The 16,190-nt window shown below is 38.2% G+C and carries 14 protein-coding genes; 3 read left to right on the forward strand and 11 right to left on the reverse strand.

Annotated elements, in window-relative coordinates:
• Positions 1-427 precede the first annotated feature (427 nt).
• Entirely contained in the window at positions 428-1,525 is a 1,098-nt protein-coding gene (locus IW492_RS09430) for a DUF7278 family profilin-like fold-containing protein (RefSeq protein ID WP_202067410.1), read from the reverse strand.
• Between the two features lie 100 nt (positions 1,526-1,625).
• On the opposite strand from IW492_RS09430, the gene IW492_RS09435 reads away from it, so the two are divergent.
• On the forward strand, positions 1,626-2,066 hold the full coding sequence (locus IW492_RS09435; RefSeq protein ID WP_202067366.1) for a GNAT family N-acetyltransferase: 441 nt from the start codon (positions 1,626-1,628) through the stop codon (positions 2,064-2,066).
• A gap of 845 nt (positions 2,067-2,911) precedes the next feature.
• Here IW492_RS09435 and rbfA read toward each other — a convergent pair.
• The 6 genes from rbfA to rimP form a co-directional block, all read right to left on the reverse strand.
• Positions 2,912-3,262 (reverse strand): 30S ribosome-binding factor RbfA, encoded by a 351-nt coding sequence (gene rbfA, locus IW492_RS09440; RefSeq protein WP_202067367.1) that lies wholly within the window; start codon positions 3,260-3,262, stop codon positions 2,912-2,914.
• A gap of 36 nt (positions 3,263-3,298) precedes the next feature.
• Positions 3,299-6,010, reverse strand: coding sequence for a translation initiation factor IF-2 (gene infB / locus IW492_RS09445; RefSeq protein WP_202067368.1), 2,712 nt, complete (start codon positions 6,008-6,010; stop codon positions 3,299-3,301).
• Between the two features lie 12 nt (positions 6,011-6,022).
• A complete protein-coding gene (locus tag IW492_RS09450) occupies positions 6,023-6,325 on the reverse strand; it encodes a YlxQ-related RNA-binding protein (RefSeq protein ID WP_202067369.1) in 303 nt (100 codons plus the stop codon).
• Positions 6,318-6,614, reverse strand: coding sequence for an RNase P modulator RnpM (rnpM, locus tag IW492_RS09455; RefSeq protein ID WP_202067370.1), 297 nt, complete (start codon positions 6,612-6,614; stop codon positions 6,318-6,320). Before rnpM ends, IW492_RS09450 begins: the two co-directional genes overlap by 8 nt.
• Positions 6,615-6,636: 22 nt before the next feature.
• Positions 6,637-7,857, reverse strand: coding sequence for a transcription termination factor NusA (gene nusA / locus IW492_RS09460; protein ID WP_202067371.1), 1,221 nt, complete (start codon positions 7,855-7,857; stop codon positions 6,637-6,639).
• An 81-nt stretch (positions 7,858-7,938) separates the two neighbouring features.
• Positions 7,939-8,412: a ribosome maturation factor RimP gene (gene rimP / locus IW492_RS09465; protein WP_202067372.1), complete on the reverse strand. Its 474-nt coding sequence runs from the start codon at positions 8,410-8,412 to the stop codon at positions 7,939-7,941.
• A 996-nt stretch (positions 8,413-9,408) separates the two neighbouring features.
• Here rimP and rnhC point away from each other — a divergent pair.
• Positions 9,409-10,332, forward strand: a complete 924-nt coding sequence (gene rnhC, locus IW492_RS09470; protein ID WP_202067373.1) for a ribonuclease HIII — start codon at positions 9,409-9,411, stop codon at positions 10,330-10,332.
• A 117-nt stretch (positions 10,333-10,449) separates the two neighbouring features.
• Positions 10,450-10,881, forward strand: coding sequence for a GNAT family N-acetyltransferase (locus IW492_RS09475; protein WP_202067374.1), 432 nt, complete (start codon positions 10,450-10,452; stop codon positions 10,879-10,881).
• 150 nt (positions 10,882-11,031) lie between these two features.
• Here IW492_RS09475 and IW492_RS09480 read toward each other — a convergent pair whose 3' ends face one another.
• The 4 genes from IW492_RS09480 to lepB all read right to left on the reverse strand — a co-directional run bounded on the left by IW492_RS09480 (position 11,032) and on the right by lepB (position 16,168).
• On the reverse strand, positions 11,032-11,757 hold the full coding sequence (locus tag IW492_RS09480) for a hypothetical protein (protein ID WP_202067375.1): 726 nt from the start codon (positions 11,755-11,757) through the stop codon (positions 11,032-11,034).
• A gap of 200 nt (positions 11,758-11,957) precedes the next feature.
• Positions 11,958-12,938 carry a hypothetical protein gene (locus IW492_RS09485; RefSeq protein WP_202067376.1) on the reverse strand — a complete coding sequence of 327 codons (981 nt, stop codon included), beginning with the start codon at positions 12,936-12,938 and terminating at the stop codon, positions 11,958-11,960.
• A complete protein-coding gene (locus tag IW492_RS09490) occupies positions 12,931-15,540 on the reverse strand; it encodes a YfhO family protein (RefSeq protein ID WP_202067377.1) in 2,610 nt (869 codons plus the stop codon). The genes IW492_RS09485 and IW492_RS09490 overlap by 8 nt, the downstream gene beginning before the upstream one ends.
• 22 nt (positions 15,541-15,562) lie before the next feature.
• Positions 15,563-16,168: a signal peptidase I gene (gene lepB / locus IW492_RS09495; RefSeq protein WP_202067378.1), complete on the reverse strand. Its 606-nt coding sequence runs from the start codon at positions 16,166-16,168 to the stop codon at positions 15,563-15,565.
• Between the last annotated feature and the right edge of the window lie 22 nt (positions 16,169-16,190).

Raw genomic sequence — 16,190 nt, forward strand, 5'->3', positions numbered from 1 at the left:
AAACTTAATCTTACAGATACTATATAAAGCGACAAACAACTGGATCTTTGCTGAAACAGTCTGACAGCTGCTAATGATAGTCTGCATTTTATATGCTGGAGGTACTCCCCCTTGTCTGAGCACACAAAAACACCATTGCAGTCAAGGACGAAATCTTCGCGGTACCACCTTGATTGCAATGATGCTGATCATTACCTCTTAAGCTCTGTAACGCAGAGTGGCGCCGATATTTCTACCGGTGTAACTAAAGAGAGCCGATTTAATCATATGTTGTTCTTTTCTCAGCTGTAAAGAACTTTCTGTAAACATAGAGAACTAAAAAGATATTCTTTAGATTTCTTCTCAAAGTATAAGGAAAATCGCCTTAAAAGTCAACTGCCAGTCTTGAGCAAGACAGGAAATTGTTCAAGCTAGCCTTAAAATTGTTCTATTGATAATCAACCAGTATAGCTTTCCTGTACAAATACATATCCGGACTTAAAATCTGTTCCGCAGAAATGGTATGTTCGGACTGATAATACGTGGATAATGGCAGCATATTTTCAATCAATGATTGCTTCGGCCGCTGCCGCTCCAATTTTACAGAGCTGCTCTCTCGAGTCAGCTCATATCTGTTCATATGACTGTCAACAATCAATCCAAACATATTGGGCCCGTTAATTTTCTCCAGAATATGCTGTCCAGATGAATTAGGATAGATTTTCAATTCATTTCCCCACCGAAACAAGCGTCTTGTTCCCGCACCCGCCGCGAACTCCCAATGATCTTCTGATAGCAGCTCAAAGCCTTTTTGAGCGATTCGTTTCTTTAATCCAGCATGCGTACAATCCTGAGAAGAATAAACAAGATAAGAATCTGTTGTCGGCACGAACTCTAGATAATAGCAGTTCTTTTTATGCAGCGTTTTTGGAAATTCCCAGAATATGCTTTCCTGAGCAGATAAAGGTGGAAATAGTATGGTCTTAATTTCTTCTTCAAACTGTAAAAAGGTACCGACTTCTCCTCTGAACGTTCCAGTTACTGTATCAAGAATACCAAGAATTGATGTGCCGGCAGGCAACGCATATTTCTGAACGAGCATCGGTGCAATTTTTCTTTTTCTGAGTTCACTTGTATGATCATTAATATACAAACTGATTCCTTCCAGAGTCGAAAAATCATAGGAATCTTCCACATTTAACCAATCAGCCGCTTCATCAATTTCTTGCCGGCTCAACATTGCTTTATATGTTTGATTCTCAATTTCAGCAGAATCAACATTTACCAGTTCGTGACTGCGAAGTCCTTCCACTCCAAGATCCCAGCCCAGGATAGCCTCCCGATTTCCCGGTATAAAAACAAATGTTTCGCCATCCAGTTCCAATTCGAAGGTTCGGCATTTTATTCCATAAAGCTCAAAATTTTTCAAACGAATATCTGTAATTTCTATATTTGGATCAACGTAATAAAGAAGAAGCTGTTGAAAGACTGTTTTCTTCACACTGTCAGACAGCTGTTTCCAGTTCACCCAGTCTAATTGTTCCATGAACACTGCTGAGAACCTCCTCGTAATTTTTTAATATTTCTGTTATGATAAGTATACCACTGAATCACATTTTATTTATCATAAAACATGGAGGAAAACTATGAAACTACATTTTGGAAATGAACGTTGGAATCAGGCAGCAGCTTTTGCACTCCGCTATGAGGTATTCGTAAAAGAACAGCACATCTCTGTACAGGAAGAATTTGACAGCCTGGATACACCTGATCGTAAGTACTTCGTATTATACGATGGAAAAGAAGCAGTCGGAACTGTTCGTTATGAAAAAGCAGAAGATGAAATTATTCAGCCCGATCGCTTGTGTGTGGAAGAAAATAACAGAAGAAAAGGCATTGGAACAAAACTAATGAATGCTCTTGAAGAAAAAGCAGTCAAAGACGGCTGCACGACCTCTACTTTATCGGCTGAAATAAGCGTTGTGCCATTTTATGAAAAACTTGGCTATACCAAACAATCAGGCACGTTTTTGGAAGATAATATCCTGTGTGTAAAAATGTCTAAAGAACTACCTGTTGAAGAGTAAAAGCAAAAAATGAATACATAGGGGTATTTTCTAAAAGCATGCGATACAAACGTCTTTTGTACTTACCTTCTAAAAATTCTATAGAAGAATACTGCCAACATAGCTTTTCATCAAGACTTCTTTTTGTCTATGACAACTTGTCCGATGCAGAAAATGTATGAAAAGTAACAGTTATGTTTAATTACTTTTAAACAACCAATAGAAAAAAACTACACCAAAAGTATCCTCTAAATACAATATGGTACTTATACATCTGTTTTGTATAGGCTAAACTGTTTGTTTTATTAGCCATTTTTTGCCCTTCTAATCGTTATTAAATATGGTCTGAACAACTTATTTTAACGATTAGAAGGGCTTTTGGGGATAACCTCTTGTCTCCCACCCGCATAGCAGGTGGATAGTTGCTTTATCCAAAAACACCAATGAAATGAACCCTTTTTTGGGCAAGCATTCCATTGGTGTTTTACTATAAGTTTGGGAAAGAATAAAGTTTCAAACTCTCTTCATATCTAACCCTGAATAAACGGCGGTACAAAAGCAAAAATTCTTTTTGCGACGAGTAACCGCAAGAGCAGCTCCTTTAGAATTAAGCCGAACTATCCTGAAAATAGGAGACGCTCCAGGTCCTTCACCGAGTAGGTAACAGGACGTCATCTACTCTGCTAAAGCAATCCTAGTGAAGCCTGTCAACTCTCGTATGTTTCATACGTAGAAGTTGAGGTGATCGAAGCGCAGCGTAGTGTATCAATTCTCAGCTATTTATTTTATGACTAGTGTTCCTTGACTAGTTTCGGATATTCCTTCTTGATTCTCGGAGCTGATCGCTTTTGGCCCGACCTCCTTTTTTAGTCATCCTGATTCAGTTTGCGAATCAGCTCGTCAATATGATTTCCGTATTCAACAGACTCATCTTTTTCAAAAATCAGCTCAGGCGTCTTGTATAAGCTCAGACGTTGCCCTAATTCCTTGCGAATCAACCCTTTTGCTTTATCCAATCCTTCCTGTGCCTTTGTCTGATCAGATGCCAGGCCAGACAGCAGGCTGTAATAAATCGTTGCCTGCTGCAAATCTCCTGTCACACGAACATCAGTAATCGTAATCCCCTGAACTCTGGGGTCTCTGACACGTTTTCTCAGGATATCATTGATTTCTCTTAATATTTCCTGTCCGACACGTCGGTCACGATAATTTGCCATGTTCTTTCTTCTCCCTTCATTCTGGAGCAGAATAGACTAGTTTCGTTTAATTTCTTCCATAACGAAGCCCTCAATCACATCGTCAACCTTTAAATCATTAAAGTTTTCGACCATTGCTCCACATTCAAATCCTAATTTTACTTCTTTTGCATCATCTTTAAAACGTTTCAGACTCGCAAGCTTGCCTTCGAAAATTACAATACCGTCACGAATAACATGAACTCCGCTGTCTCTGCGAATTGAGCCGTCTGTCACATAACAACCGGCAATTGTTCCAACTTTAGAAACTTTATACAATTCACGAACAACCATCTGTCCTGTAATTTTTTCTTCAAATTCAGGATCAAGCAATCCTTTCATAGCAGTTTCAATTTCATCAATTGCATTATAAATAATTCGATGAAGACGAATATCCACTTCTTCTTGCTCAGCCTGTTGTTTAGCCTGAGGTGTAGGACGTACATTGAACCCAATAATGATGGCATTACTTGCCGCAGCAAGTGTCACATCACTTTCATTAATTGCTCCTACTGCTGAATGGACGATTTTTACCCGCACACCTTCAACATCAATCTTTTGAAGACTAGCAGAAAGAGCTTCCGCTGATCCCTGTACATCAGCTTTGATAATAACATTAACTTCTTTCAGCTCGCCCTCTTTCAGACTTTCAAACAAGTTATCCAGAGTTACACGGCTGTTTGCTGAACGTTGTTCATGCAAGGCCCGCTTCGCTCTTTCTTCCCCTGCCTGACGAGCTGTTTTTTCATCTTCAAGTACGGCAAAACGATCTCCTGCCTGAGGTACATCATTCAATCCGGTAATTTCTACAGGTGTTGCCGGACCAGCAGTTTTGTCACGACGTCCGATATCATTTGTCATCACACGGACACGTCCATAAGTATTGCCGACAACAATCGGATCTCCGACTTTCAGTGTTCCCTGCTGTACCAGTAATGTAGCAACAGAGCCTTTTCCTTTATCCAGACGTGCTTCGATAACCGTTCCAATAGCATGCTGTGTCGGATCAGCTTTCAGATCTTCTACTTCAGCAATCAGTAAAATATTTTCTAATAACTCATCAATATTTTGATTGAACTTTGCCGAGATATTAACAAAAATCGTATCTCCGCCCCATTCTTCAGGAATCAGTTCATACTCAGACAATGCCTGTTTCACATGATCCGGATTAGCACCAGGTTTATCAATTTTGTTCACAGCAACAATGATCGGAACCTTCGCTGCTTTTGCATGGTTGATAGCTTCAACAGTCTGAGGCATCACACCATCATCTGCAGCAACCACTAAAATAGTGATATCTGTGATACTTGCTCCACGAGCACGCATACTGGTGAAGGCCGAGTGTCCTGGTGTATCAAGGAACGTAATTGGCTTCCCTTCAATTTCAATCTGATAAGCCCCAATATGCTGAGTAATTCCGCCAGCTTCGCCTGATGTCACTCGAGAATGACGCAGGGTATCCAATAAAGTTGTTTTCCCGTGGTCAACGTGACCCATGATTGTAACAACAGGAGGACGGCTTACCAAATTCTCTTCTGAAACAGCATCAGGTTCAAAGAATTTATCGATATCTGCAATATCAATTTGTACTTTTTCCTGAGGCTCAATCCCGTAATCTACTGCCAGCAGTTCAATCGTCTCTTTGTCCAATGACTGGTTCTGATTAACCATCACACCCATCATAAACAGTTTCTTGATGATTTCTGCCGGCTCACGGTAAATCTTTTTGGCAATATCCGCTACGTTCATACCCTCTGTATATTCAAGAATTTCAGGAAGCTCCTTGAATTTTCTAGCCGGTACCGGCGGCTTGGTAGATTCCTGGTACTTGCCTTTTTTCCCTTTTTTATTAAATCTGTTACGATTTTGGTTGTTAAAGTTATTACGGTTGTTTCTGTTTTGACCTCCACCGAATGAATTGCTTCTATTCTGGTTATTAGTGTTGCTGCGGTTTTGATTTTGACTGCTTTGTCCTGCTGCAGATCTGGTTTGACCTTGCTGACCCTGAGTCGGGCGTTGTTGCCCCTGCTGTTGTCCTTGCGGACGATTGTTTTGGTTGGAACGCTGTTGATTATTCTGACCTTGTTGTCCCTGTGGTCGATTATTTTGATTTGGTCGTTGTTGATTTCCCTGACCCTGTTGTCCCTGTGGACGGTTGTTTTGATTTGGTCGTTGTTGATTTCCCTGACCTTGTTGTCCCTGTGGACGGTTGTTTTGATTTGGTCGTTGTTGATTTCCCTGACCCTGTTGTCCCTGCGGACGATTATTTTGATTTGGTCGTTGTTGATTTCCCTGACCCTGTTGTCCCTGCGGACGATTATTTTGATTTGGTCGTTGTTGGTTTCCCTGACCCTGCTGTCCCTGCGGACGATTGTTTTGATTTGGTCGTTGTTGGTTTCCCTGACCCTGCTGTCCCTGTGGACGATTGTTTTGATTCAAGCGCTGTTGATTCCCCTGACCTTGTTGTCCCTGTGGACGATTGTTTTGATTTGGTTGCTGCTGTTTGCTCTGATTCTGTTGAACTGCCGGCTTTGACTGAGGCTTTGCAGTTTGCTGAGCTGCAGGTGCCGCCTTTTTTGTAAACGCAGAGCGCAGCTTTGTTTCATCAGACGGGTTGATCGCTCCCATATGATTCTTTACATCTATACCCAACTCATGCGCTTTATTTACAACATCTTTACTTGGTTGATCTATTTCTTTTGCTAATTCATATATTCTCTTTTTTCCCATGCAATCACCTTCCTAGCATTTCGTTAATTCCTTGAATTTCTTAGCAAATCCTTGATCGTTTACGCCAACAATCATTCGCTGTCTGCCAATCGCATGACTAATTTCTATCTGAAGTAATTCGTCATTCCAGGGAATTTCGTAATAAGAACATTTGTCCTTAATTTTTTTGCGTGTATTGTCGCTTGCATCTGCAGCAATAAACACAAATTCTGTTTTATTTTTTTGGATATCTTTCACTGTCATTTCTTCACCAGTGATCAATCTCCCTGCCCGCATCGCCAGTCCAAGTAAATTCAATGTCTTCTCTTTATTCATTGCCAAACAGCTCATTACGTGCTTTTTGATGTTCGACATAAGCCAGCAGTTCCTGATAAAAATCATCAGTCAGTGTTGTTTCCAACACTCGGTCCAGTATCCGGTTTTCCCACGCTCTTTTTATTTCTTCCGGTTCAAGTGCGACATAAGCACCTCTTCCCGGTTTCTTTCCAGAAGGATCAAGAGAAACCTCTCCTTCTTTTGAACGTGTAATACGAACCAGTTCTTTCTTAGGTTTCATCTCTCCGGACACAACAGATTTACGCATTGGAATTTTTCTTTTTTTCATAATATAGTTCCCTCCAAAAACGCTATTTTTCTTCTGCCTGTTCGTTGTCAAATTCTATATTTTCATATTCATCTGAGGTCAAATCAGCTTCCATCACTTCTTGATCTTCTTCATAACTGTCTTCAAAATTTTCGTTATACTCTTCATCATATACTTCTTCGGAATATTCTTCTCCATCAGCATTTTCTGCCTGTTGAGCATAGAAATCTTCCATCTCTGATTCTGGCTTAATATCAATTTTGAAGTTTGTCAATTTTGCTGCCAAACGTGCATTTTGCCCGCGTTTTCCGATTGCCAGAGACAGTTGGAAATCAGGAACCACAACGGTGCAGGCTTTTGGATTTTCAGCAGCAAAAATTACATCAACTACTTGAGCCGGGTTTAGCGCATTGCTGATAAATACTGCCGGATCTTCATCCCACTCAACAATATCCATGTTCTCGCCTTTCAGCTCGTTAACAATTGCCTGAACACGTTGTCCTTTAGGACCGACACATGTCCCTACCGGATCAACATTCTGATCGTTTGAGCGTACAGCTACCTTTGAACGATCACCCGCTTCTCTTGCAATATTAACAATTTCTACAATACCATCATAAACTTCAGGAATTTCCTGTTCAAACAAACGTCGCAACAAATCCGGATGGCTGCGGCTTACAAACACCTGAGGACCCTTTGACGTATTTTCAACACGGGAAACGTAGACTTTGATTCGGTCATGAGGCTGATAAAATTCATTTGGCATCTGATCTTGTTTGGATAAAACTGCTTCAATCTTGCCTAAATTCACGTAGATATACCGTCGATCCTGTCGTTCAACGATTCCCTGCATGATATCATTTTCGTAAGCGCTGAACTCATTGTAAATAATTGTTCTTTCCGCTTCACGGACACGCTGCAAAATAACCTGCTTCGCTGTTTGAGCTGCGATTCTTCCGAAATCTTTAGGGGTTACTTCAAAACGAATTTTATCACCAACCTCATAAGCTTTGTTTATCGCCATTGCATCTTTTAAAGATACTTCCAATTGTGAATCAAATACCTCGTCAGTCACTTCTTTGACAGCATATACGTGGATATTGCCTTTCTTTTCATCGAACTCCACTTCAACATTATTGGCCTGTCCATAATGTCTTTTATATGCGGAAACCAGCGCTGCCACCAACGCTTCAATTACCGTTTCCTTTTTTATTCCTTTTTCAGCTTCTAATGCATCCAAAGCATTTAACATTTCTTTGCTCATTTTTTATTATTTCCTCCCATATTTAGTCAAAGCTGAACGCATCTGCTTCCATCAATAAAACAGACCGTTAGAAGTTAATACTTAAAACTGAATTGCTAAGCGAGCCTTTGCAATATTTTTTCGATCGATGACCAGTTCCTTTGTTCTTGTTTTCACTTTGACAGTCAGCATTACTGTATCCTTATCAAATTTTTCCATTGTTCCTTCAAACTGCTTTTCACCTTCTATAGCTTGATACAAAGAAACATGGATATATTCTCCGACAGCATTTTCATAATCCTGTTCCTTTTTCAATGGACGTTCAGCCCCGGGAGAAGATACCTCTAGAAAGTAAGCCTGAGGAATTGGATCAGGTTCCACCGCATCAAGCCGTTCACTTAGTTTTTCACTGACAAATGCGCATTCCTCAATATCTATGCCGCCTGTTTTATCAATAAATACACGTAAAAACCAGTTTTTACCTTCCTTGACAAACTCTATATCTACAAGTTCAAAATTCTGCTCTTTTAAGATCGGTGTGACTAACTCGGTAACAGTTTCCACGACACTACTCAAAATTTTCGCCTCCTTCGAGATTGATGTAACGTACCATTGGCAATACAAGGCTCATGATCAATGCCATTAAAAAGAGTGAGCAGAAATCCGCTCACTCCCAATTAGTATCATTACTTGTATATAAGTTTAACATATTCTCCTACAGGAATCAAATAGACTGTATGACTCTTTGCTTAAGCAGAGCCGTTTCCAGAAAAATACCTGATCTTTCACAGAATAATTGTCTTTCTACTCATAAAATCAGCTATCTTTATGTTGTTTTTAATGATCGATTGTAATATGCTGTGCTGACCGAATTAAACCTAAGTTATGCTTCTAACCCAAGAAATACGGAGCATATCCAGCAGTATTACATACGAAACTGCTGGATATACGACGAGCATTTACCAAAAACGCAGGGACAAATTATACAAAAGATCATTAAAATTTAAGAAATCCTTTTTTTTGCAACATCTTTCAATTTCAATGATTGCTTCTTCAGAAAGTACATTTATTTTAAGGTACCAGAAATTATGATCATATATTTGGGAAACCAATAGATTAATATGCTCTATTATAGTATTGCCCTCTTTTCCCAGATTAACCAGATGATAATAAGAAATTTCATTTGTTTCTATCTTCTTTGCTCTATTCATGATCAGAGTCGTTTTCCCAATTAAATAGTTTACTTTTAATCTTACCGGATTGCTCTGCAAATTCCAACGTCACGTTTAAAGATAAAGATTCTGATTTACGAAGAAAAAAGCTGCGTACTGAGTAAAGATCTGCAGAACCAATTCCAGTAGTTTATCATAGAAACAATCGCAAGTAACCCGCAGCTGCTTCAAATCCCCAAAAAATGCGATCCTCTTTAAAAAATCAGCTTTCCTAATAATTTGATCAGTCTGTCCCAAATAAGTATTAAGAAAATAGTTTTCTGTTTTAGCAACATAGTTGAGCCTTTCTTTTTTGGGTTAATTATCTTACTATAGAGAAAATACAGAAAGGACAGAGAAAATGAAACAAAATCAAGTAATCAAAGTATCGAACGAAACGCTTAAAAAAATGGCTGCGGTCTACGAAAAAAATAAACTAAGTAAATCTGTTCCCTATACCCTTTTCACAGCTAAAACCGGAACAACGACTATCACTGCTTATAATTCCGGTAAAGTGATGTTCCAAGGAACCGGTGCAGAAAAAGAAGCCCAAAAATGGGGAAATCCTGCGACCTCTGCAAAAACAGCTAACCCTTCCAAATCCCAGCAGCTGCCTCCGGGATTTGATCAGCTGTCTGTCATCGGCAGTGACGAGGTAGGAAACGGCAGCTACTTTGGCCCCGTCACAGTCTGTGCAGCCTATGTTGAAAAGAATATGATTTCAAAATTAAAAGCATTGGGCGTCCGCGACTCAAAAGAACTGACAGATGACCAAATCATTAAGCTCTCACATCTGGTGAAGGAATTGATTCCCTACCGTCTGCTTATTTTAGAGCCAAAAAAATACAATGAGATTCAACCAAAATACAATGCCGTACATATGAAAGTTGCACTGCATAATCAAGCAATTTATTTACTGCTGAAGGATTTGGCACCTGTTAAACCGGAAGGCATTCTGATTGATCAATTCACCCCAGAAGGCAACTACCGGAAATATGTCCGCAGCGAAAAAAATCAGGTAACAGAAAAACTCTATTTTATTACTAAAGGAGAACAGTATCACATTGCAGTTGCTGCAGCATCAATCATCTGTCGAGCGGCCTTTCTAGAAGAGCTGCAGAAGGAATCTAATGAACTGGGATATACAGTACCGTCTGGTGCAGGTGCAAAATCGGATCAGGTTGCCGCCCGAGTTTTAAAACAAGGAGGCATGGACCTATTGTCCAACTATGTTAAACTGCATTTTGCCAATACAGGAAAAGCCCAGAAAATTGCAGAGAAATAATAGAACAACCTCTTTTACAGAAGAACCAGACTAAAATACCTCTTATTATGCTGCATGTTCGCTTTTACTGACAGAGCCAAGCAGCAATTGATCTAAAGAAATTAAGGAGAGATGTATATGATTATTAGGGAAGCAATACTTTCTGATGCCGAAGCTTTACATACAATTAACCAGGACTCCCTTGGCTATGACTACCCGCTGATTAAAACAAAGGAGCAGCTGGAAGATCTTCTTAATTTGACTGATAATAAACTATTCATCTGCACTATTGATGATCAAGTATGCGGTTATATTCATGCAGCGGTCTATCTAACCATTTATGCACCAAAGATGATTAATATACTGGCATTGTCTGTTGATACAGCATTTCAGGGAAAAGGCTGCGGAAAAGAATTAATGCAGTCCGTTGAAAAATGGGCAGCAGCAACAGGAGCAGGCGGAATACGTCTGAACTCCGGTGAAGAAAGAAAAGCAGCTCATCACTTTTATGAACATATAGGCTTTGCAAAACGAAAAAATCAGGCAAATTACTATAAAATGATTGGGTAAATTACATTTGTGCTTGTTAGGAAAAATCTAAAAAAATTTACTGCCCTGAAAAAGTCCGTTTTACCTGTTGATCTCAATGAGCTCAGGCGAAACGGACTTTCTATTCCATTACCAAAATAAGTTCAGTTTAGTTCAGGTAACATTACTTTACTACTTTCTAAAATCTTCCAATACTAGTCCAATTATTGAAACCACCCCATTATCGGCAAACTTCACATAGATTCTCTTACCCAGACTTTCATCCTCTTTTGCAGTTTCCAATGTATCGTATAAATAAATTGTTTCATTATATTTACCTGAAAGTTCTGAAAGTTTCATGGAAAAATCATTTTCCGAAATATTATATGCAGATGCTAGCTGAGAGATCAGCTTCTTTTGATCCTTCCCATTGAATTGCTCTGTAGAGGCAATATTCTTTACAACAACAGCTTCTCGTGTTGAAGAAACTGTTTTCTTTCCCTTGTCAAGGGTATATTTTATCTCTACCTGAGCAGAAATCGGGTAATACCCTTCAGAAGTTTTGAAAACTAAATATTCACTGTAATCAACCTCTGCTGCTGAGGATTGACTATAGTATTGCGTGTAGTCCAACGTCTGATTATCCATGGTCAGCTGCTCAGTCAAAATGCCTGTTGCGTTTTTGAAAGCTTCCGTTAACATCAATTGAAGCTTCTCCTTCATTAACTCCTCTGCCTCTTCCTTAGTCATCTCCCCAATATCATAACTTGGAAATGACTTATCTCGATTTTCCGACCAGATTAATAAGTTGTCTTCTGATGACAACTTATTAGCAGATGATCCATCACATGCTACTAAAAACCCACATCCAAGTAAGAGTACAAGTAACGAATGAATGATTCTTTTATTAAAAAACATAAATTTTCCCCTTTATCTTAATCAGATCAATTGCTTCTATTAGATAGCTGTTGGCAGTGATCAATCGACATAAGAATATACAGCTTAACTAATTCTCTACTGAATTTATTTTAGAAAAATCAAAAAAATTAGTGCTAAAAATACTTTTTTGACAAATGCACCATTTTCCCTCTTTTACTTTCTTTCATTTACTTATTTTTCTAGTCAAATACACTCAAATCCATCTGAATTAGCTGGCTTTGATCAAACTCACCTTCAACAAAGGTTAGACTCACAACCCGGTTATTTTTATCAGTTGGAACTTTATAAAAAGCTAATCCTTCGCTTTCTTCTCCTCTAGAAAGCTCATCATCATTCGCCTCAGCCAGTACTTTCAAATTTTCTACAGCTTCTTCTTCTGGAAAGTCTGATTGATTAAGCACTTGATTCCCAATTGTCAAGCTTGTCTTTTTAAACCAGACAGCAGGTTTTATTGAATTTTCGCCCTTATTCAATAGCTTAAACCTTACTGCCAAATACTCTTGATCAATGATTGTCACTTTGCGATAGCCAGTTACTTCAAACCGCATGGAAGCATTTTCTGCAAACATATTGGAGCTGCTGTCAGAAGCAGAACTATCTGAAATCCCCTCACTGTCTGCTGCTCCTTTTTCTACTAAACTATCAGCTGATTGATTAAGGATTTCTACTCGCTTTTCGTAATTTCTATCATCTGCTGAAAAATAATTAACTTGTACAACACTATTCTCCGTCGCAATATAGTAAAAGTGAGCCCACATACTCTCATTTTCAAAGCTTGTATTCAAAGTATATTTAAATGCCGGATAGCCATTTACTTCATATTCTTTCATAAAGACATCTTCAAGATTTTCATAACCATATGTCCGTTGAAGTTCTTCTCTTGTCTTTTCAGCGAAATTCTCTAAATCAACCTCTGCTTTTGAAAATGCCAAAATATACATAAAAGAATCACTCTTTGTATCCTCTGCACCAAAAGCTGCTGCATCACCAAAGTTTTCTTTTAATTTTGATTCCGTTTGTGTGTCCCAGTCGCTTGGAAGTTGAAATTCAAAGGTATGACCAGCACCATTGAATTTCACTTTTTCATCGGATAATGAATCAGAACATCCGCTAAGGAGAAGCAGTACCATTGCCAGAAATATATAAAAATTTTTATTCATTTGATGATTCCTCTTTTCTCCGTATCAATCGATCTTCGTACCTTCTATATAGCAAAAACAAAGCAATACAGCCTGCAAAAAGTATGAGACCTGTTTTTAACCCTTGTGGTAAAAAGACAAATTCTATCTCGTGAGTTCCAGCAGGAATTGCCAATGTCAAAAAGGCATTTTTGAAGGTTGGTATTTCTATTTTTTCACCATCAATATAGGCAGTCCAACCTGCATCATAAGGAATTGTTGTAAAGAGGACTTGATCCTTTGCCAATTTAACTTTTGCAGTTGCCGTCCTGCCTGTGGTTTCAAATGACACACCCTTTGCTTGAACTGCTTCAACAGCTTGTTCAAATTTAGTCGAATCTAATAGTAATACATCCGGCTTATAAATTTTAATCATTCTAGTCCCTGTAAATACAGCTTTAACCTCAACCGTTGTTCCTGTTTCATAATCACCCAAATTGTAGTATTGACCTGACGATGTGATAGTAGTCTCCCTTGTCACTCCATTAACTGTTGTTTTAACACTTCCTTCAAGCATGTACATCATATCTGTTGGATAAATACTTAAGTATGCCTGGTGACCAGCCGGTACATAGACAGACCACGTTATCACTTTTTCTTTTCCAGGACTGATTTCAGTATAGATTTGTTCCTTTCCAGAAGTTGCAACAACTGCATTTTCTATAGTTACTTGTCTTGGCTCCACCACTTCAGTCATTATTTCATTCGTTTCAGCTAAGTGGTTAAATAAAGCAGTTTGATTTTTTACTGCATCTGTTTCAAATATTCCATCATCTGTCAAAATTCCGAGCGGTAAAGCATAGCTGTTTTCATAAAGAGCATAATCACCGCTTTCAGAAATTTTTTCATAGCCGAATTTCATTGGGTCATCTTTAGCAATGTTATACTTGATTCCCAGTAAAGAATCCATGAAAAGTGTATTATTATCATAATTAATTGTCAGATTAGTCCCCAAGGATCGAAAGCCTAAATTATTCAAATACGCTGAAGAATGGCGGTTTCGAATTGAAGAAAACATTGTTACCCCACTATACCCATGAGTAAAGCTGTCATTCAAGTTTGCCCGATCAAGATTTTCCATTCGATAGAATGTATCATTTTCTTTTTTTGTCTGATTAACCAGCTTTTCAATATCGGAATAGGATTCAGAATAATAATATCTGCCAGGATATCCCCAATCAGCTCCCACACCTGCAATTAAACCTTTTGCATTAAAAAAAGTTTCAGTACTCATTAAAAGAAACAAAAATATCGGTATGTATATCCTCAGTTTATCTGTTTTTCCATATAACAGCAGACAAACCGCATAAAGAGCTAGAAATCCAATCGTCAGATAAAGCGACTCATTCGTGATATAGTTGTATCGTTTAGGATTTGACAAAAGAATTGCTGCAATAAACAGACTACCAATGATTAGTAGTATGTTCATTAGTTTATTTTGATCCTTTTTATCAAAAGCCTCAAATCCATAGCCGCCGAACAAAATGACTAAAAAGGAAAACAGAAAGCTAAACCGGAATAAAAACATATTTGGAGCATGCAGACCATGCCAGAATAAATTTAACGCATCAATATAAACACTTGCAATAAGTAGAATGAACAAAGTACCATAGCATAATTTACTTCTTAGAGAAAATTTGTCTGAAACAAAGTAGAAGCAGCAGAAAATAAGTGGAAGCAATCCAATATATATAAAAGGTGCTGATTCATATTTACTGGTGTCATATACCGCAACCATACTTTTTACAATAAAATCCCAGCCCCCTGTATCTGGAGTAAACAGACGATCAATTTTATTTAAACCTTCACCATTGTTTGTTAAATCTAAAATGGTCGGCAGAACTGTAAGCATCGAAGCGCCACCAGCTAATAAAGAAGTAATCATATATGGGTAAATCGTTTTTTTATAACGAGACCAGTCAATAATTAAGTGCATGCAATAATAGAGGAAGGAAAAAACACCGATCATAAATGCCATATAAAAATTGGAGAGAAACAATAATAAGTAGCTCAAAAATAGAATTCCCAGCTTCTTTCCATCCAGTATTCGGTGAATTCCCAAGATAATCCAAGGCAAATAGACAAAGGCATCCAACCACATAATCACTGGTGAATAAGCAACAGTATATCCCATCAATGCATAGGTGCTGCTAAAAGAAAGCTGCTGCCAGCGTGACATCTTTTTATATGTCTGTTCCGCAAACACATAAAAAGATAAGCCAATAAAGCCAAATTTTATTAGAGTAATCACATAAAGTGCATCTGGCATAGCTGCATTATCAAACAAAGCAACTAAAGGTGTAAATATACTATTCACATAATATGCTGCAAATGCCCAGTAATTTAATCCTAGGGACCCGTACCATGTATAAAACATACTTTGTTCTCCATGAAGCACATTATTGAAACTGGCATGAAAATTGGAATATTGAGATAAAGAATCACTTGCCATGATACTTCGCTCACTACCTATGTATATCCCATTCATAGAGTAAACAATTATCATAATGATGACAGGTATTAAAAAACTCAGGATCAAAACCAACCAATTTTTCTGGATATATCCAACAATTCTTTTTTTCATATACAGTTCACTATCCTTTTATTCAATTTATAATCCCCATTTTTGAAAAGGGGTAATAACGAATGACAGCGACACCTTCAACCTGATCATCGCGAACAAAGCCAAAATGTCTGCTATCTGTAGAATGGTTGCTATTATCCCCTAATACAAAATAGCATCCATCTGGAATATTATCTAAGTGTTCCAAATCATTCCAGACATTTTCTGTAATCGTCACTTTTAGCGTTCCATCCGGCAACTCTTTTGCTGGAATATCTTTTTCAGCTTGTTCCTTCTTTATTCGGCAATTAATGAATAGGGCATTTCCTTCAACCCATATTCGATCTCCAGGTATCCCAACCACACGCTTAGTATAAGAACTGTCTTCGGTATTTTCAGGATCGAAAGCAATTAAATCATATCGGTCAGGAATTTTTGTCTTCCAAATAATCAGCCGATCACTATTGGTTAGGGTTGGTTCCATTGAACTCCCGTCAATCCGATGCATCCTGATTTTCATGATGCCTATTACAAGCAATAAGACCATACAGATACAGAAGAAAGCAGAAATAAGGATCTCTTTCTGCTTTCCTATAAATTTTTTTTTCAACCTAGCTTGGGTAACTAGTTTCTTTTTATCTTTCTTCATACTTCTTTATTCCTTTATCATT

The sequence above is a fragment of the Enterococcus sp. BWB1-3 genome (genome assembly GCF_016745275.1).
Taxonomy (GTDB): domain Bacteria; phylum Bacillota; class Bacilli; order Lactobacillales; family Enterococcaceae; genus Enterococcus_L.